The following is an 18,989-nucleotide window of genomic DNA, read 5'->3' as shown; positions in this document are numbered from 1 at the left end:
GGTGCGGGGCTCAGGTGCCGATGGGCTCCACGTCCTCGGCCCGCGCAGGGACCGGCGGCGGGACCGCATCGGCCGCGGCGGGCTGCGGGGGCGTCAGGACCGAGGCGTAGGCGTGCTCCGTGGAGTACCGCAGGAATGACAGGTGGGCTTCGTAGCGGTCCAGGACGTCGTTGATCAGTTGCTGCTGGGTCAGCCCCATCAGGTCGTAGCCCTCGCTGCCGGTCTGGGTGAACACCTCGAGCCGGTAGTAGACGTCCGTCTCCCGGGACATGCTGCGGGCCCCGATCATCGGCACCGGCGCCCGGACGGCCGCCACCTGGTAGTGGAAGTCCCGGTGGTCGGCCATGTTCACGACGAGCGCGTGCTCGTCGATGCCGGTCCCGGTGTTCGGGGTCGTGCGCAGCTCCGCCTGGTGGCCCAGGTCGCGGAACTCGTCGGCGACGTCCTGGAGCGCGGGTCGCACGACGCGCCCGACGAACTGGGCGACGGCCTTCTGCGAGGGATAGGACCGCAGGCGGGCCAGGCGCTGCCGCCACGTCTTCTCGGGGACCAGGCCGCCGTGGACCGCGTCGAAGCGCCGGCGCAGGGTCCGGCCCTCGCGCTCGGCCCGCTCCATCCGCAGCACCTTCGAGAAGGAGGCCATCACGAGGAAGGCGATGACCGTCACCGGCAGCGCGAAGATCAGCGTGGCGTGCTCCATGGTGGTGACGCCCCCGGCCACGAGCATGGCGATGGTGAGCACCGCGGTCAGCAGCGCCCAGAAGATCCGCAGCCACTTCGGCCCGTCCTGCGCCGGGTCGGGGATGGTCGAGGAGAAGTTCGACATCACCATCGCACCCGAGTTGGCGCTCGTCAGGTAGAACAGCAGCCCGGACAGGGTCGCCAGCCCGATCAGGAACGCCGCGCCGGGGAACATCTCGAGCAGTGCGTACCAGCCCTGCTCCGGGCTCTCCACGGCCAGCCGGGCGAACTCGGTGTTGCCGCTGAGCACCTCGTGCATGGCGGAGTTGCCGAAGACGGTCACGATGAAGAAGTCGCAGAGCACGGGTGCGGTGATGGCCGCGACGACGAACTCCCGCAGCGTCCTGCCCCGTGAGATGCGGGCGAGGAACAGTCCGACGAACGGTCCCCACGCCAGCCAGAAGGCCCAGAAGAACAGGGTCCAGCCGCCCATCCACTCCGAGCCGCCCTCCACGTAGGCGAAGGTCTGCACCGTGCGCTCGGGCAGGGTGAAGACGAAGCGGCCGATGTTCTCGACCATGGCGTTGAGCAGGAAGGCGGTCTCGCCGGTGACGAGGATGTAGAGCATCATCGCGCCCGCGCTCCAGAGGTTGAGCTCGGAGATGACCCGGATGCCCCGGTCCACCCCGGAGGTGCAGGCCGCGACCGTCATGACGACGGCCACCAGCACGAGGGCGATCTGCAGCGCCAGGCCTTCCGGTAGCCCGAAGAGCCAGGCAAAACCGACGTTCAGGAGCACGACCCCGATGCCCATCGAGGTCGCCACGCCGAACACGGTGCCCACCAGGGCGAAGACGTCGATGACGTCGCCGGTGGTCCCGCGGACGCGCCGGCCGAGCAGCGGGTACAGGGCGGCCCGGATGGAGAGCGGCATGCCCCAGCGGTAGGCGAAGTAGCCCATGGCCATGCCCAGCAGGGCGTACATCGACCACCCGGCCACGCCGTAGTGGAACATCGTCCAGACCACGGCGTCCTGGGCGGCCTCGGCGGAGCGGGGGTCGGCCGCGGGGGGAGCGACGAACTGGGTGATCGGTCCGGTCACCGAGTAGAAGAGCATGTCGATGCCCACGCCGGCGGCGAAGAGCATCGCGACCCAGGTGAAGAGCCCGTACTGCGGGCGGGAGTGGTCCGGGCCCAGCCGGACGCTGCCCTCCTTGGAGAAGGCGACCCAGAGGACGAAGAGGATCACCAGGGTCACCGTGAGGACGTAGAACCAGCCGAGATTGGTCGCGATCCAGCCGACGACGTCCCGCATGGCGCTCGCGGCGTGGTGCGGGGCGGCCATCGCCCAGACCGAGAACGCGAGGACGACCAGGGAGGACGTGACGAAGACCCGCCAGTTGACGCGGGGCTCGCGGTCCTCGGCGAGCTCGGCCGGGCCCTTGCTCAGCTCGGTGCTGGAGATCGGGGGAGCTCCTCGTGGGGAAGGCGTGAACGGCGGCGCACGGCCGTGCCGACCCGGTCCCGCTCGACCATCGCCCTCGACGGCTCGGGCTCCGGCCGCTGGTCGTCGTCTGCTTCCGTCACTCGATCGGTCCTTTCCTCGGGTGGGGCTGTCCGGGTGGCGCGGCGCGGTGCGCCGGCGACCGGGCGAGGACCTCTCGGAGACGACGCACCGGCCTGCTGCGCTCCTTGCCGCTGGTGGCCGTGCTCGTGCGGCGGCGGTGGCAGGCCCCCGGGTTCCGGGTCCGCCGGCTGCGGAGGGTGCCCGGTCCGGCGTGGTGCCGTGGCCGGCAACGGTGCGGGCCGTGGCGCCGTCGTCGTGCGGGGGAGGTGCGCTCAGGGGCCACGGGGCGCTTCCCGTCCGCCGGGGCCGCCCGGGGTCGGTCGGCGCGCGCCGGAGCACGGCGAGGGGAGCGGGCCCGGGAGGTCCTCCGGGTCGGCATGGGGCGTGCCTCCAGGATGCCCGCCGAGTTCCCCGCGCGTCCAACGATCAGAGGCGATCGACATCATCGGCAACCGCGATGGAACGACGACGGGCCCCTGGGTCCGCGCGGCGGCCCGGAAGGGTCAGGCGGGAGCGGGGTGCTGCAGGCTGTGGTCCCAGAACCGCTGGGCGACCTGGGAGATCCGGCCCGGGCGGTGGACCAGGACCGTGCTCCACTCCAGGCGGGGACCGGTGTAGTCCACGATCCGCACGTCCGATCGGCCGGTCACGACGAAGCGGGGAACCATGGCGATGCCGCTGCCGGAGGCCACGAAGTCCGGCACGGCCGTCAGGTCCGAGAGCTCCACCGCCCGCCGGCGGACCAGTCCCGCGGCGGAGAAGGCGCTGTCGACGATGTGCCGCACGGCCTGGCCCGCCGCAGTGTCGATCCAGGGGTGCTCGCTCAGCTCGGCCAGGGTGGGCGGGGAGGCGGCGTCCGCGGCCAGGGGGTGCCCGGAGGGCGTGATGAGCACGAGCGCGCCCGAGGCCAGCGGGGCGGTCACCAGGTCGTGCACCACGGCACGGGCGGGCAGGGACACCACGGCGAGGTCCAGCTCGTGGACCCGCAACCGCGCCAGCAGCCCCTCGGAGCCGGCCGGATCGGTTCTCAGCGAGACCTGCACGTGCGGGTGCTCGGCGGAGAACCCGGCCAGCATCCCCGGCAGGTCCAGATGGCTGATGGGGTTGATCGTGCCGATCCGCAAGGAGCCGCGCCGGCCGCCGTCGGCCTCGAGCACGTGCTGGCGCAGGTCCTGTCCGAGGTGCAGCCAGGCCGGCGCCTCCTCGGCGAGCACCAGCCCGGCCGTGGTCAGCCGGGCGGTGCGGCGGGACCGGTCGAACAGCCGGACGCCGAGATCCTGCTCCAGGGCCCGGACCCTGGTGCTGACGCTCGACTGCACCGTGCCCAGTTCGTCGGCCGCACCGGCGAAGGTGCCGGTCCCCACCACCGCGAGGAAGGCCTCCAGCTGTCTCGTCTCCACCGGTCCAGCGTAGCCGCGGGACGGAGGACCCGCGGGGGCTCGTGGACTCCGTTCGGACGGTCCGGTCAGGGGGAGCGGTGCCGGGAGCGGGACTCGTGGACGCCGCGGGCGACCGCCAGCAGCTCGCGCGCGGAGTTCTCCCACGAGTAGGCCCGGGCCCGCTCGAGCCCGGCCAGCACCCGGGCGCGGGCCCGGGCAGGGTCCTCGAGGGCGCGCACGGCGGCGGCGAACCCGGCGTCGTCGTCGGGCGCGGCGTAGCCGGCGGCGCCCCCGGCGACCTCCCGGAAGATCGGCAGGTCGCTGCACACGACGGGCGTGCCCGCAGCGAGCGCCTCCACGAGCGGCAGCCCGTAGCCCTCGGCCCGGGACGCGTGCACCAGGGCGGCCGCTTCGGCGAGCAGGGCGGCGTACTCGGTCTCGTCCACCCCGTCGTGGAAGACGACCCGCGCCCCGTCCGGGACGAGGGCCTCCAGCTGGGCGCGGCGGGCGGGGGAGATCCGGGAGAGCAGGTGCAGCTCGTGGTCCGGGAGCCGGCCGGCCGCGCGCAGCAGGGTCTCCACGTTCTTGTACGGCAGGAAGGAGCCCATGTAGAGCAGCTTCCGGCCGCGCCGGGGCAGCCGTGCCAGGGCCTGCCCGGTGGGGAGCACGGAACCGGGCTGGGGGGCGTTGGGCACCACGTGCACGGGGCGGCGGGTGAGCCGGTGGGCGGCGATGAGCTCGCGGGTGGTGTCCGAGACGGTCACCACGGCGTCGGCGCGGTCCAGCAGGACCCGCTGGGGCCACCAGGCCCGGTGGTAGAGCCGCCAGCCCGCGCGCACGGCGGCGGGCAGGTCCCCGGGCGGCTGGGGGTGGTCGTAGTAGATGAGGTCGTGCAGGGTGAGGATCAGCCCGTGCCGGCGGCCCGCGGAGCCCATGGTCTGCATGGGGGAGAACACGACGTCGGGCGCGTACCGGTTGAGCACCAGCGCCGTGGCGGCCTCGGCGGCCGACACGGGGGAGGGCCCGGTGACGTGGGGGAGCCCCGGCAGCAGGGCGAGCTGGCGGGGGTCGCTGACGAGCAGGGCCACGTCCAGCCCTGGGGTCGCGCCGGCGAGACCGGCCACGGCCTCGGCCAGGCTCGCCCCGTAGCGGCTGATCCCGTCGTGGCGGTCGAGACGGGTGTAGCGGGCGTCCAGGAGCAGTCTCACCGGCGGCGTCCTGCCTGCTGGTCCCGGCGGGCCCGGTGCCCGCGGCGCACGATGCGCTGCAGACCGGTGAACGGGGCGGTGTCGGGGGCGGGGGCGTCGACGGGGGGCGCCTGCGCGTGCAGCGCGGGCGGCCCGCCGTCCGGTCCGGGGGGCGGGCCGGGGACCGGCTCGGGGGCGGGGGAGGAGAGGAAGTCGTGGACGAGCTCGGCGGTGCGCCCGGGGGCCTCGTAGTGGATGAGGTGGCCCACGCCGTCGAGGACCTCGAGGCGGTGCCGGGGGATCCAGGAGGCCATGGTCCGCTGCGCGGCGAGCGAGCCCAGCTCGTCCTGGGCGCCCACGACCAGCAGGGTCGGCATGCTCAGCTGCATCGCGACCTCCGCGACGGTGTGCGAGACGGAGGCCTCGTAGGCCTCCAGCAGCACGTCCCGGTCCGCGAAGGACGAGAAGTAGGCGCGGTGCTGGTGGCGCACGTAGCCGCGCACCCGGGGGTCCTGCGACTTGGTCATCACCCCGCTCATCGCGTCCGTGACGAGCCAGCTGGAGAGCAGCCGCCGGCCCAGCCGCCGGGGCAGAGCCCGGCCCAGCCGGTAGTAGCCCACCGTCAGGCGGCTCAGCAGCGCCTGCTCGCCCTCCAGCGCGGGTTCGCAGATCGGGTTGACGAGCACCAGCCGCTCGACCATCGCCGGGTGCGCGGCGGCGAAGTGCGCGGCGACCACCGAGCCGAAGGAGTGGCCCAGCACGGCGACCCCGTGCGGGGCGCCGTCGTGCACCGCGCCGTCGGTGAGGGTCTCCACGAAGCCGCGCAGGAACTCCGCGTACCCGGCGATGTCGTGGGGCCGGTCGGGGAAGGGCTCGGAGCGGCCGAAGCCGGGCAGATCGGGGACGACCACGTGGTAGCGCTCGCGGAGCCGGTCGGCGACCAGCTGCAGGCCGTGGTGGTCGCCGCGGAAGCCGTGGACCAGCACGAGCAGCGGCTTGGGGGCCCGGTCGACGTCGTAGAACCAGTAGCGCACCTTGTGCCCGTCCAGGACCATGCTGCGCCGCTCGGCCCAGGGGTTCTGCACCGCGCTGCCCGGAACGTCGGCGTCGCGGCCCGTGCCGGTGGGCCCGCCGCCGTCCGCCGCGCCGTGCCGTGCGCCGGCCGCTGCCGCCATGGTTCCTCCCTGCGGGCCCGGCAGGCGCCCGGTGCGTCCCGGCCCGCTGTCGATGCTAGCCCCTGCGGGCCGGGAGGCCGGGCGGCGCTGGGCTAGGATGGGACGGATTCCACCACCGTCGGCGCACCGCCGGGCATCCGTGATGCCCGGGTGCCGCACACGCGACCGCGCGCCGCCCGTTCCGGGGCCGGCGGCGGTCCACGACCGCGAAGGCGAGGACCGTGACCGAACAGCAGCACACGACCGAGACCACCGGGTACGACTTCCGTGCCATCGAGGCGGCGTGGCCGTCGTTCTGGGCGGAGCAGCAGGTCTACGCGCCCGTCGACGACGGCTCGCGGGAGCGCCGCTACGTCCTGGACATGTTCCCCTACCCCTCGGGCGACCTGCACATGGGGCACGCGGAGGCCTTCGCGATGGGGGACGTGGTGGCCCGGTACTGGCGTCAGCGCGGCTACGACGTGCTGCACCCGATCGGCTGGGACTCCTTCGGGCTGCCGGCGGAGAACGCGGCGATCAAGCGCGACGCCCACCCGGCGGAGTGGACCTACGCCAACATCGAGACGCAGAAGGCCTCCTTCCAGCGCTACGCGATCAGCGCGGACTGGTCCCGGGAGATCCACACCTCCGACCCCGAGTACTACCGGTGGACGCAGTGGCTGTTCCTGCAGTTCCACCGCAAGGGCCTGGCGTACCGGAAGAACTCGCCGGTCAACTGGTGCCCCAAGGACCAGACGGTGCTGGCCAACGAGCAGGTCGTCAACGGGGCGTGCGAGCGCTGCCACACCCCGGTGACGAAGAAGGCCCTGAACCAGTGGTACTTCAAGATCACCGACTACGCCGACCGGCTGCTCGACGACATGGCCGCGCTCGAGGGCCACTGGCCCGAGCGGGTGCTGGCCATGCAGCGCAACTGGATCGGGCGCTCCGAGGGAGCCCACGTGCGCTTCGCCATCGAGGGCGCCGGCGAGGGCGGCACGGACCGCGAGGTCACCGTGTTCACGACCCGCCCCGACACGCTCTACGGCGCCACGTTCTTCGTGGTCGCCGCGGACGCCGAGCTGGCAGGGCAGATCGTCGCCCCGGAGCACGCGGCGGAGCTGGCCGCCTACCGGGAGCAGGTCAAGGCGCTGTCCGACATCGAGCGCCAGGCCACCGACCGGCAGAAGACCGGGGTGTTCCTGGGCCGCCACGCCGTCAACCCGCTCAACGGCGAGAAGCTGCCCGTGTGGGCCGCGGACTACGTGCTGGCCGACTACGGCACGGGCGCGATCATGGCCGTGCCCGCCCACGACCAGCGCGACCTCGACTTCGCCCGCACCTTCGACCTGCCCGTGCGCGCGGTGCTCGACACCGGCGAGGAGGACCCCGCCGTCACCGGGACCGCCACCACGGGCGAGGGCACCCTGATCAACTCGGGCGAGCTCTCCGGGCTGGAGAAGACCGAGGCCATCGAGCGCGCCATCGGCCTGGTCGAGGCCGCCGGGACGGGCAACCGCCAGGTCAACTTCCGGCTGCGCGACTGGCTGCTGTCCCGCCAGCGCTTCTGGGGGGCGCCCATCCCGATCGTGCACTGCGGGGCCTGCGGCGAGGTGCCGGTGCCCGAGGAGCAGCTGCCGGTGCGGCTGCCCGACGACCTGCGCGGCGAGCAGCTCGCGCCCAAGGGCCGGTCCCCTCTCGCGGCGGCCGAGTCCTGGGTGCACGTGAACTGCCCCTCCTGCGACGGCCCCGCCCTGCGCGACACCGACACCATGGACACGTTCGTGGACTCCTCCTGGTACTACCTGCGCTTCGCCTCCCCGAACGACGAGACCGCGGCGTTCGACCTCGAGCAGACCCGCAAGTGGCTGCCCGTGGACCAGTACGTGGGCGGCGTGGAGCACGCGATCCTGCACCTGCTCTACTCCCGGTTCTTCACCAAGGTGCTCTTCGACCTGGGGCTCGTGGACTTCACCGAGCCGTTCAAGGCGCTGCTGAACCAGGGCCAGGTGCTCAACGGGGGCCGGGCGATGTCCAAGTCCCTGGGCAACGGCGTGGACCTGGGCGAGCAGCTCGACCGGTTCGGCGTGGACGCCGTGCGCCTGACCATGGTCTTCGCCTCCCCGCCGGAGGACGACGTGGACTGGGCCGACGTCTCCCCGCAGGGCTCCCAGAAGTTCCTGGCCCGGGCCTGGCGCCTGGCCCAGGACGTGACCGGCGACCCCGGGGCCGACCCGGCCGACGGGGACCTGACCGTGCGCCGGGCCACCCACCGGGCCGTCGACGACGCCGCCCAGCTGCTCGACGCCGCGAAGTTCAACGTGGTGATCGCCAAGACCATGGAGCTGGTGAACGTGGTCCGCAAGGCCATCGACTCCGGCTGCGGGCCCGCCGACCCCGCCGTGCGCGAGGCCGTCGAGGCGGTCGCGGTCCTGCTGTCGCTGGTCGCCCCGTACACGGCCGAGGACATGTGGCACGCGCTGGGCCACGAGGGCTCCGTCGTCGTCGCCGGCTGGCCCGCGGTCGACCCGGAGCTGCTGGTGGACGACACCGTCACCGCCGTGGTGCAGATCAAGGGCAAGGTCCGGGACCGGCTCGAGGTGCCCGCCGACATCGGCGAGGACGCCCTGCGCGAGCTCGCCCTGGGCTCGGAGACGATCCGCCGCCAGCTGGGTGACGCCGAGATCCGCAAGGTGATCGTGCGCGCGCCCAAGCTCGTCAACATCGTGGCCTGAGCCGCCGCTCCCGCACGGGAGCACGACGACGCCCCGCCGCTCCCGGCCCCCGGCCCGAGCCCCCGCCCCGCACCCGGGGGCCGGTGCCCGGACCGGTGTTCAGGCCGGTGTCCGGGCTCCACAGTCCTGCTCCGGGCCCGCGCGCGTCCCCAGCGGGGCCCCGTTCGGCGCGTGGGACCGGCCGGCCGGGGTGGGCTGGGGCCATGACCGGTACCGTGCCGCGCGCCCGACGGCGAGCGAACCCCACCCCGCCCGCGCCCGTCGTCCCGCCTGCGCCTTCCGCGTCCGGCGCGACGGCTGCCGGGGCCAGGCCCGGCCGTGCCCCGGCACCCGGTGCTCCGGCACCCGGTGCTCAGGAGCCCGCCGAACGGCTGGTGTCGCTGCTGGCCGAGGCCCGGGGCGAGGCCACCGGTCCCGGCCGGGCGCCGTCGCCCCAGGACGGGGCATCGGGGGCCGCTCCCGCCCACCGTCGGCCGGTCGCCGCCCGGACCCGGGTCCCGGCCTCGCTGCTGCTGATCGCCCTGGCCGCGCTCGCCTGGCTGAGCTGGACGGTGCTGGGGCCCGGGAAGGACGGCGGGGACGTGCCGGAGACCGCCGGGCGGCCCGTCCTCGCCGAGGCGGAGCTGGGCGGCGACCAAGGGCAGGACACCGGGCAGGACCCTGGCCGGCACGGCGGGGGCGACACCGGGCGAGGGGCCGGGGACGGAGCCGTGGCCGGTGCGGGAACAGGCGCGGCGACCGGACCCGGGACGGGCCCGCCGGGGTCCGCCGCGGCCCAGCCGCCCGCGGCGGGGTCGACGCTGCACGTGCACGTGACCGGAGAGGTGGCCCGCCCCGGCGTCGTGTCCCTCGAGCCCGGGGCCCGTGTCGTCGACGCGGTCGAGGCCGCCGGAGGCCTCACCGATGCCGCCGTGACGGAGTCCGTGAACCTGGCCGCCCCCGTCACGGACGGCCAGCAGGTGCTCGTCCCCGACACCGAGACCGCTCCCGTCCCTGCTCCCGGAGCTCCGGCGCCCGGAGCCGCAGCGGCGCCGGGAGCGGCGGTGCCGCCCGGGGTCTCGGGAGCACCGCCCGGGACCGGGGCACCGGAGGGCGCCGCCCCGGGCGGGACGCTGAACCTCAACACGGCCACCGCGGCCGAGCTCGAGACCCTCCCGCGGGTCGGGCCCGTGCTGGCCGGACGGATCGTGGAGTTCCGGCAGCAGCACGGCGGATTCGCCGCCGTCGCCGACCTCGACGCCGTGCCGGGGATCGGCCCCGCCCTGATGGAGTCGCTCGGGCCGCTGGTGAGCGTGTGAGGCGCCCCGCCGAGTGGTGGGCCGGGGCCCTGGAGCACCAGGAGCACCGCGACGCCCGCGCGCCGGGCCGCACCTGGGACCTGCGGCTCGTCCCCGCCGCACTGGGCGCGTGGCTCACCGGTCTGCTCGCCGCGCACCTGCCCCCGGCACGGGTCGCGGCCGCCGGGGCGCTCTACCCGGCGGCGCTGGTGCTCGGCGCCGCCCTGGTCCTCGTCGTGGCCCGCGCCCTCCGGCGGGAGGAGCCCCCGTCCGGGCGGCCCCGCGCCCCCGGGCTGTGGCGGGCCCTGCCGTGGTCGGCCGTGGCCCTGAGCGCCCTCGCCGTCACGGCCGTGCTGCTGAGCACCACGGCCGCCCAGCGCGAGACCGCCCACGGCCCGCTCGGGGCAGCACTCGCCGGGGCCGGGACGGTGGCCGTCACGGCGGAGGTGGCCGAGCCGCCCCGGCGGTGGACGGCGCCCGCCCCCGGGACCGGCCACGAGGACGAGGACCGCACCGGCGTGGTCCTGGGGCTGCGCCTCGAACAGGTCACCCACGAGGGCCGCGGCGGACCCGCCGACGTCGACGTCACGGTCTTCGCGGACGGGCCCGCCTGGGCCGGGCTGGTCCCGGGGCAGCGGATCACCGCCGTGCTCACCGCCGGGGCCCCGTCCCCCGGACCCCCGGTGCTGCGCGCCGCCGCCCCGCCGGCGGTCCTCCCGGCACGGGAGCCCGGCCGGCGGGAGCAGGTCCGGGAGCGCTTCGTGGCGGGCACCGCAGGACTGGGCCCCGACGCCGCGGGGCTGCTGCCCGGGATGACCTTCGGCGAGCGCGCCGGGATCGGCCCGGAGCTCGACCAGGCCATGCGGGACACCGGACTGACCCACCTGACGGCCGTCTCCGGCGCGAACTGCGCCCTCGTCACGGCCCTGGCCGGGCACGCCGCGCTGTCCCTCGGCGCGGGGCGGCGCACCTGCCTGGCCGCCGGCCTCGGCGCCCTGGCGGCGTTCGTGCTCCTCGTCGGTCCGGACCCGTCCGTGCTGCGCGCCGCCGTGATGGGCGGACTCGCCGCCCTCAGCCTCCTCACGGGGCGCACCGCCGTCTCCCTGGCCACTCTTGCGGGCGCCGTGATCGCCCTCGTCGTCGTCCGGCCGGCGCTCGCCGCCGAGTACGGCTTCGTCCTCTCGGTGCTGGCCACCGCGGGGATCGTGGTGAGCGGGCGGCCCCTGACCCGGTGGCTGGGCTCCCGGGTCCCGGAGGTGCTCGCCGTGGCGGTCGCGATCCCCGCGGCCGCCCAGCTGTGGTGTGCCCCCGTGCTCGTGCTCCTCCAGCCCGCCGTGCCCGTGTACTCGTTGCCGGCCAACGTCCTCGCCGCCCCGCTGGTGCCGGTGGTGACCGTCTGCGGCCTCGCGGGACTGCTCCTGCTGAACCTGCCCGACGGGGCGGGCGCCGCGGCGGCCGTGCTGCCCCTGGGCGCCGGCGCACTGGGGGCGCGCCTCGTCGCCGGCACCGCCCGGGCGCTGGCCGGGGCCCCCGGGGCACTGGCCCCGTGGCCCCAGGGTCTGCCGGGCGTGCTGCTGATGACCCTGGCGAGCGCGGCGCTCCTGCTCGCCGTGCACGCCCTCGACGTGCGCCGCCGGCGCCCCCGGCCGACGTCCGGGACCGTGCACGAGGGCCCCGCGCCGGTCCCCGTCCCGGAGGAGCACTGGCGGGAGCGGTCCCGCCGGCGCCGGCGGCGGCGGATCGCGGCCGCCGCGGCCGTGCTGCTCGTCCTCGCGGCGCTGGCCCTGCGCGCCGCCGTGGACGCCCGACGTCCGCCGCCGGCCTGGGAGGCCGTGCTGTGCGACGTGGGCCAGGGGGACGCCGTCCTCCTGCGCACCGCACCGGGCCGTGCCGTCCTCGTGGACACCGGCCCCGACCCGCAGGCCCTGGCACGGTGCCTGCGGCGCAGCGGGGTGGAGCACCTGGACCTCGTGGTCCTCAGCCACGCCCACGCCGACCACACCGGAGGCCTGCCCGCCCTCGCCCGGCACGGGCGGATCGGCGAGGTCTGGTACGCCACGGCGGCCGCGGCACCGCCGGACGGGCTGACCGACGCGCTGCCCGGCACCCCGGCCCGCCGGCCGGCCCCGGGGGAAACCCGGACGCTGGGCGGACTGCGCCTGACCGTCCTCGCCCCGGCACCGACCGCGCCGGGGCGCTGGAGCGACCCGTCCTCCGCCGACGAGAACAACGCCTCCCTCGTGCTGCGTGCCGAGCTCACCGGCGAGGACGGCGGGTCCACCTCCTGGCTGCTCACCGGGGACCTCGAGGAGGAGGGCGCACGCGCCCTCCTGCGCACCGCCGGGCCGCTCGTCGACGTCGACGTGCTCAAGGTCTCCCACCACGGCGCCCGCAACGGCGGCACCGCCGTCATCGACGCGGCCGGTCCCCGGCTGGCCGTCGTCTCCGCCGGCCGGGACAACGACTACGGCCACCCCCACCCCCGGATCCTCGACCACCTGCGCACCCGGGGGATCCCCCTCGTGCGCACGGACGAGCACGGCAGCGCCTACATCCTGCGCGAGGGCGGCCGGCTCCGTGCCGTCCCCGCCGAGCCTTAGGCCGCCGGCCCCTGATCCGCCGGCCCCCGGACCGCCGTCCCGGGCCCCGGCGGGTCCTCGCCCCCCGCCCCCCGGTCCGGGGGGGGGCCCGGCCCGCGCTCCTCCCGCCGGCGCACCTGCTCGGTCAGCTCCGCCACCTGCGCCCGCAGCGCCGCGACCTCCGCGGCCGGGTCACGGCCCCCGCGGGCGGCCACCGCCTCCACCAGCCAGGAGGCCAGCAGAGCCGTGACCAGACCCAGCACCCCCACACCGCCCAGCATCAGGACCACCGCCACACCCCGGCCCAGCACGGTGACCGGGTACAGGTCCCCATGGCCCACCGTGCTCATCGTCGTGACCGTCCACCAGGCGGCGTCCCCGAAACTCGTGATGCCCGCCCCGGGAGCGCCCCGCTCGGCGTCCAGCACGGCCAGCGAGCCGACCACGCCCAGCAGCAGCGCCCCGCCGGCCAGGTGCACGGCCACCCGCCCCCGCAGGTCCGCCGAGGCCCGCCGGTTGACGACGAGCACCAGGGCGACCAGCCGCACCAGCTCCAGCTGCCGGAACACCGGGAAGACCAGCACCAGCAGATCCAGCAGATGGCGGGAGACGAACTCCCGCCGGTCCCCGGCCCGCACCAGGCGCACCACGTAGTCCCCGACGAACAGCGCCCACACCGCGCCCAGCACCACCCGGCACGCCAGCACGAGCCGCGGCTCCAGCCCCGGATCCAGGATGGGCCACGCCCACGCCACCAGGAACACGACGGCGGCCCCCGTCAGCACCCGCCCGGCCACCCGTTCCCCGCGACCCCTCCGCATGCCACGATCATGACCCCACCACCCGGGACCACGCCACCACATGTCCCCCGGACGTGGGAAGCTGGAGACCACCCCACCCAGCAGGCGGCCCCGTCCGGCCGCCACCACAGGAGGACGCGGCCATGACCCCACCGAGGCGCCCCGCACCCACCGCCGGACCCACCTGGCGCGACGTCGAGCCCACCCCGCTCATCCTGCTCACCGGCCCCGAGGACTACCTCGCCGCCCGCGCCCGCGACCGCGTCCGCACCGCCCTCAAGGACCGTCGCGGCCCCGTCGAGCTCTCCACCGTCGACGCCGCCGCCTACGCCCCCGGACAGCTCGCCGCGCTCGCCAGCCCCTCCCTGTTCGACGACGCGAAGCTCATCCACGTCAGCAACCTCGCCGCCATGAACGACGACTGCCTCGCCGACGGCCTCGCCTACGTCCAGGCCCCCGACCCGGACGTCGTCGTGCTCTGGGAGCACAGCGGCGGCAACCGCGGCAAGAAGCTCCTCGACGCCCTCAAGGCCGCCGGCGCCGCCGTCGTGGAGTGCAAGCCCCTCAAGAACGACCGCGACAAGACCGACTTCATCGTCACCGAGTTCCGCACCCACCGGCGCCGCATCGACCCCGACGCCGCCCGCGCGCTCGCCGCCGCCGTGGGCAGCAGCACGGCCGAGCTGGCCGCCGCGTGCGCCCAGCTGCTGTCCGACGGGCCCGAGAGCATCAGCTTCGACGACGTGGAGACGTACTACGGCGGGCGCGTGGAGGCCACCGCGTTCAAGGTCGCGGACGCCGCGCTGGCCGGACGCGCCGAGAGCGCCCTCAAGCTGTGGCGACAGGCCCTCGACACCGGGGTGGACCCCGTCCCGATGGTCGGGGCGCTGGCCGCGAAGCTGCGCACGATCGCCCAGGTGCACGGGACCCGCGGCGGCGCGGGTCAGCTCGCCCAGCGGATCGGGGCGGCCCCGTGGATGGTGGAGCGGGCGCAGGAGGAGTCCCGGCGCTTCTCCGAGGAGGACCTCGTGCGGGCGCTGCGGGCGCTGGCCGAGGCCGACGCCCAGGTCAAGGGCGAGGGGCGGGACCCCGCCTACGCGGTGGAGCGGGCGATCACCACCATCGCCCTGTCCGGCCGCCGCTGAGCGGCGGTCCCCGGGCCGGACGGGCCCGGGGACGACGGAGGCCCCGTCCCTGAGCGGGACGGGGCCTCCGTGCGGCCCACCGGAGCGGCGGGCGCGGTCCGCGGGGAACCGGGATCAGATCTTGGCGACCAGCTTGGCCAGGCCGGACTTCTTGTTGGCCGCGTTGTTCTTGTGCAGGACGCCCTTGCTGACGGCCTTGTCGAGCTTTCGGGAGACGACGCGCAGGGCGTCCTGGGCAGTCTCCTTGTCGGAGGCGCCGACGGCCTCGTCGACGCGGCGGACCAGCGTCTTCAGCTCGGACTTGTACGCGTTGTTGCGCAGGCGCGACTTCTCGTTGGTGAGGTTGCGCTTCTTCTGGGACTTGATGTTGGCCACGTATAACTCCTTGGCGATGGGTGCGGAATTCGGTCAGTGAGGGCAAACAGGACAGCCATGTGACTGAGTGGGAGTGGGGACGCCCGTGTGGCGACCGTCCTGCAGTGCCCGACGACCAGCGCGGACACACAGCAGAAAAGTCTAGCAGACCGCGCCCCGCCGCCGGGCGGCGCCGACACGGGCCGTCCCGGCCCGCCCGCTCAGCCGCGCAGGCCGTGGAGCCGCCCGGCCACCCGGTCGAAGAGGGGCTCGGGCAGGACCGCGCCCTCGCGCCGGACGTCGACGGGCAGCACCTGGACCACGCGGTCGAGCTTGACCTCGGACGGCCGGCCCCGCGGGTCCCACGGCCCCGTCCCGACGTCCACGTAGTCCGGGTCCTGCGCCAGCCCATTGCTGCGGTCCCGGGAGGTGAGCATCAGGCACAGCAGGTGGTCCCCGGCCCGGTCCACGACCAGCACGGGCCGGTCCTTGCCGCGGCGGTGGTCCTCCTCGAAGGGCACCCAGGTCCACACGATCTCGCCGGGGTCGGCCTCGCCGTCGGACAGCGGCCGGTAGACGGGCCGCACCGGACCCGTCCAGTCCCCGGGGTAGGGGCGGGAGAGCCCCGCGGGGCGGCCGTCGCCGGCCCGGGACGGCACGGTGGGCCGGGGCCGCGCGGACGGCGCGGCGGTGCGCCGGCCCGGCCGGGAGGGCTCCGGGCGGCGCCGCCCGGAGCGCTGGTAGGCGTCCACGGCGCGGGCGGCGAGCCGGGTCAGGGTGCCGAGGTTGAGCTTCATGCGACCACTCTAGCCAGGGGCCCTCCGGCGCGGCCGGGGCCCCCGCGGGCCGAAATGGCTCTCCATGACCGAACGTGGGAAACTGGACAGTTGAATCCCCGGCGCGGTCCACCCGCCGGTAGCCCCAGGACCTGCCGGAAGCGACGTTCTCCCGGAGAAAGGACCGCCCGTGTCACCGCTGGCCGTCAATGCCCCGGTTCCCGCCTCGACCGACCCGTCGATCCTCCGAAACTTCTGCATCATCGCCCACATCGACCACGGGAAGTCCACGCTCGCGGACCGGATGCTGCAGGCCACCGGCGTGGTCACCACGCGGGAGATGAAGGCCCAGTACCTGGACCGGATGGACATCGAGCGCGAGCGCGGGATCACCATCAAGTCCCAGGCGGTGCGGATGCCCTGGAACGTGGGGGGCACGGACTACGCGCTGAACATGATCGACACCCCGGGCCACGTGGACTTCACCTACGAGGTCTCCCGTTCCCTGGCCGCCTGCGAGGGCGCGCTGCTGCTGGTGGACGCCGCGCAGGGCATCGAGGCGCAGACCCTGGCGAACCTGTACCTGGCCATGGAGAACGACCTCACGATCATCCCGGTGCTGAACAAGATCGACCTGCCCGCGGCCCAGCCGGAGAAGTACGCCCAGGAGCTCGGCAACCTCATCGGCGTGGACCCCGAGGACGTGCTGCGGGTCTCCGGGAAGACCGGTGAGGGCGTCGAGGCGCTGCTCGACCGGATCGTGGAGCTGGTCCCCGCCCCGCAGGGGGACGCGGACGCGCCCTCGCGGGCCATGATCTTCGACTCCGTCTACGACACCTACCGCGGCGTGGTCACCTACATCCGCGTGGTCGACGGCAAGCTGACCCCGCGGGAGCGGATCCGGATGATGTCCACCGGCGCGCAGCACGAGCTGCTGGAGATCGGGGTCATCTCGCCCGAGCCGAAGCCCACGGAGGGGCTCGGCGTGGGCGAGGTGGGCTACCTCATCACCGGGGTCAAGGACGTGCGCCAGTCCCGGGTGGGGGACACCGTGACCAACCACCAGCGGCCGGCGGCCGAGAACCTGGGCGGCTACGAGGACCCCAAGCCGATGGTCTTCTCGGGGCTGTTCCCCATCGACGGCTCCGACTACCCGGTCCTGCGCGACGCCCTGGACAAGCTCCAGCTCAACGACGCCGCCCTGGTCTACGAGCCCGAGAACTCCGCGGCCCTGGGCTTCGGCTTCCGGTGCGGGTTCCTGGGCCTGCTCCACCTCGAGATCGTCCGGGAGCGCCTCGAGCGCGAGTTCAACCTGGACCTGATCTCCACGGCGCCCTCCGTGAGCTACAACGTCACCCTCGAGGACCGCACCGAGCGCGCGGTCACGAACCCCTCCGAGTTCCCCGAGGGCAAGATCGCCGAGATCCGCGAGCCCATGGTGGCCGCGACGGTGCTGGCCCCGTCCGAGTTCATCGGCGCGATCATGGAGCTGTGCCAGTCCAAGCGCGGTCAGCTCAAGGGCATGGACTACCTCTCCGAGGACCGGGTGGAGCTGCGCTACCGGCTGCCCCTGGCCGAGATCGTCTTCGACTTCTTCGACCAGCTCAAGTCCCGCACCAAGGGCTACGCGTCCCTGGACTGGAAGGCCGAGGGCGAGGAGGCCGCGGACCTCGTGAAGGTCGACATCCTCCTGCAGGGCGAGCCGGTGGACGCCTTCAGCGCGATCACCCACCGGGACAAGGCGTACGCCTACGGGGTGATGATGACCGGCAAGCTGCGCGAGCTCATCCCGCGGCAGCAGTTCGAGGTGCCCATCCAGGCGGCCATCGGCTCCCGGGTGATCGCCCGCGAGAACATCCGGGCGATCCGCAAGGACGTGCTCTCCAAGTGCTACGGCGGCGACATCTCGCGCAAGCGCAAGCTGCTCGAGAAGCAGAAGGAGGGCAAGAAGCGGATGAAGATGGTCGGCCGGGTGGAGGTCCCCCAGGAGGCGTTCGTCGCGGCGCTGTCCTCCGACGAGTCCGGGGCGAAGGACAAGAAGAAGTAGTGGCCCCCGCCCAGCCGGAGGGCCTGCCGGGCCCGCTCGACGGACTGCTGCCGCCCTCCGCCGCGGTGGGCTCCGCCGACCGCACGCTCAGCCTCTACGTGCACGTGCCGTTCTGCGCGGTCCGGTGCGGCTACTGCGACTTCAACACCTACACGGCCGTGGAGCTCGGGGCGGGGGTGTCCCAGGACGCCTACGCCGGGGACGCCGCGGCGGAGGTCCGCTGGGCGCGCCGGGTGCTGGAGGACTCCGGGGTGGCCCCCCGCCCGCTGCACAGCGTGTTCTTCGGCGGCGGCACCCCCACGCTGCTGCCCGCCGAGGACCTCGCCGCGGTCCTGGCGCAGGCCGCGGAGAGCTTCGGGCTCGCGGCGGGCGCGGAGGTGACCACCGAGGCCAACCCGGACTCCGTGACGCCGGAGTCCCTCGCGGTGCTCGCGGCGGCGGGGGTGACCCGGGTGTCCTTCGGGATGCAGTCGGCCGTCCCGCACGTGCTCGCCGTCCTGGACCGCACGCACGACCCGGACAACGTGCCGCGGGCCGTGCGGTGGGCGCGCGAGGCCGGCCTGGGCGTCAGCGTGGACCTCATCTACGGCACCCCGGGGGAGTCCCTGGCCGACTGGGAGCACTCGGTGCGCACGGCGGTGGGCTACGAGCCCGACCACGTCTCCGCGTACTCGCTGATCATCGAGCACGGCACGAAGCTCGCGGCGCGGATGCGGCGCGGGGAGGTCCCGCCGATCGACGAGGACGACCAGGCCGACAAGTACGAGCTCGCGGACCGGGTCCTCGCCGAGGCCGGCTTCGAGTGGTACGAGGTGAGCAACTGGGCCCGGCCCGCCGAGGGCGCGGACGCCGGTGCCCACCGCAGCCGGCACAACCTCGCCTACTGGCGCAACCAGGACTGGTGGGGGATCGGGCCCGGGGCGCACTCGCACGTGGGCGGGACGCGCTGGTGGAACCTCAAGCACCCCGTGCCCTACACGAACCGGGTGCGCGCCGGGCAGTCGCCGGCGGCCGGGCGCGAGATCCTCGACGCGGACACCCGCCACCTCGAGCGGGTGATGCTGGAGGCCAGGATCCGCGACGGCCTGCCCACGACCGCCCTGGCCGGCGGCGGGCGGACCGCGGTGGCCGGGCTGATCGCCGACGGGCTGGTGGAGCCCGCGGCGGCGCTGCGCGGCTCGCTGGTGCTGACCCTGCGGGGCCGGCTCCTCGGCGACGCCGTGGTGCGGCGGCTGCTCGCCTGACGGGGGCACCCCGGCCGGGGCGCCCGCACGAGGAACGGATGCGTCCGTCAGGGACGTCCCCGGC

General features: G+C 74.9%; 14 protein-coding genes. 6 read left to right on the top strand and 8 right to left on the bottom strand.

Annotation, left to right across the window (positions count from 1 at the left end):
* Positions 1-10 precede the first annotated feature (10 nt).
* From betT to ACZ2G1_RS02965, 5 genes are all read right to left on the bottom strand, one after another.
* Complete coding sequence (gene betT, locus ACZ2G1_RS02985) at positions 11-2,131, bottom strand: choline BCCT transporter BetT (protein WP_470377708.1); 2,121 nt, start codon at positions 2,129-2,131, stop codon at positions 11-13.
* Entirely contained in the window at positions 2,128-2,268 is a 141-nt protein-coding gene (locus tag ACZ2G1_RS02980; RefSeq protein WP_470377745.1) for a hypothetical protein, read from the bottom strand. The genes betT and ACZ2G1_RS02980 overlap by 4 nt, the downstream gene beginning before the upstream one ends.
* 483 nt (positions 2,269-2,751) lie before the next feature.
* Positions 2,752-3,648 (bottom strand): LysR family transcriptional regulator, encoded by an 897-nt coding sequence (locus ACZ2G1_RS02975; protein WP_470377465.1) that lies wholly within the window; start codon positions 3,646-3,648, stop codon positions 2,752-2,754.
* Positions 3,649-3,713: 65 nt separating this feature from the next.
* Complete coding sequence (locus ACZ2G1_RS02970; protein ID WP_109244392.1) at positions 3,714-4,835, bottom strand: glycosyltransferase family 4 protein; 1,122 nt, start codon at positions 4,833-4,835, stop codon at positions 3,714-3,716.
* Entirely contained in the window at positions 4,832-5,989 is a 1,158-nt protein-coding gene (locus tag ACZ2G1_RS02965) for an alpha/beta fold hydrolase (protein ID WP_115162680.1), read from the bottom strand. Before ACZ2G1_RS02965 ends, ACZ2G1_RS02970 begins: the two co-directional genes overlap by 4 nt.
* Before the next feature lie 221 nt (positions 5,990-6,210).
* Between ACZ2G1_RS02965 and leuS the strand changes: the two genes are divergently transcribed.
* The 3 genes from leuS (at position 6,211) to ACZ2G1_RS02950 (ending at position 12,580) form a co-directional block, all read left to right on the top strand.
* Positions 6,211-8,703 carry a leucine--tRNA ligase gene (leuS, locus tag ACZ2G1_RS02960; protein WP_095650971.1) on the top strand — a complete coding sequence of 831 codons (2,493 nt, stop codon included), beginning with the start codon at positions 6,211-6,213 and terminating at the stop codon, positions 8,701-8,703.
* 374 nt (positions 8,704-9,077) lie between these two features.
* Complete coding sequence (locus ACZ2G1_RS02955; RefSeq protein WP_470377464.1) at positions 9,078-10,001, top strand: ComEA family DNA-binding protein; 924 nt, start codon at positions 9,078-9,080, stop codon at positions 9,999-10,001.
* Positions 9,998-12,580 carry a ComEC/Rec2 family competence protein gene (locus ACZ2G1_RS02950; protein WP_272026787.1) on the top strand — a complete coding sequence of 861 codons (2,583 nt, stop codon included), beginning with the start codon at positions 9,998-10,000 and terminating at the stop codon, positions 12,578-12,580. Before ACZ2G1_RS02955 ends, ACZ2G1_RS02950 begins: the two co-directional genes overlap by 4 nt.
* Here ACZ2G1_RS02950 and ACZ2G1_RS02945 read toward each other — a convergent pair.
* Positions 12,577-13,380, bottom strand: coding sequence for a potassium channel family protein (locus ACZ2G1_RS02945; protein WP_470377463.1), 804 nt, complete (start codon positions 13,378-13,380; stop codon positions 12,577-12,579). The two genes, ACZ2G1_RS02950 and ACZ2G1_RS02945, sit on opposite strands and share 4 nt — an antisense overlap.
* A 122-nt stretch (positions 13,381-13,502) precedes the next feature.
* Here ACZ2G1_RS02945 and holA point away from each other — a divergent pair, with 122 nt between their 5' ends.
* Positions 13,503-14,504, top strand: a complete 1,002-nt coding sequence (gene holA, locus ACZ2G1_RS02940) for a DNA polymerase III subunit delta (RefSeq protein WP_470377462.1) — start codon at positions 13,503-13,505, stop codon at positions 14,502-14,504.
* Between the two features lie 114 nt (positions 14,505-14,618).
* Here the strand turns inward: holA and rpsT are convergent, their stop codons facing one another.
* Positions 14,619-14,879 carry a 30S ribosomal protein S20 gene (gene rpsT, locus ACZ2G1_RS02935; RefSeq protein ID WP_017833968.1) on the bottom strand — a complete coding sequence of 87 codons (261 nt, stop codon included), beginning with the start codon at positions 14,877-14,879 and terminating at the stop codon, positions 14,619-14,621.
* Between the two features lie 200 nt (positions 14,880-15,079).
* Entirely contained in the window at positions 15,080-15,655 is a 576-nt protein-coding gene (locus ACZ2G1_RS02930) for a type II toxin-antitoxin system PemK/MazF family toxin (RefSeq protein ID WP_470377461.1), read from the bottom strand.
* Between the two features lie 169 nt (positions 15,656-15,824).
* Here ACZ2G1_RS02930 and lepA point away from each other — a divergent pair, with 169 nt between their 5' ends.
* Both lepA and hemW read left to right on the top strand, forming a co-directional pair.
* Positions 15,825-17,681, top strand: a complete 1,857-nt coding sequence (gene lepA / locus ACZ2G1_RS02925; RefSeq protein WP_035928464.1) for a translation elongation factor 4 — start codon at positions 15,825-15,827, stop codon at positions 17,679-17,681.
* Positions 17,681-18,925, top strand: a complete 1,245-nt coding sequence (gene hemW, locus ACZ2G1_RS02920) for a radical SAM family heme chaperone HemW (protein WP_109244397.1) — start codon at positions 17,681-17,683, stop codon at positions 18,923-18,925. Before lepA ends, hemW begins: the two co-directional genes overlap by 1 nt.
* The last annotated feature ends 64 nt before the right edge of the window (positions 18,926-18,989 follow it).

The sequence above is a fragment of the Kocuria sp. KKT182 genome (assembly GCF_055635395.1).
Note: the sequence above shows the minus strand (reverse complement) of the source record. Positions and strands in the feature narration are given on the sequence as shown.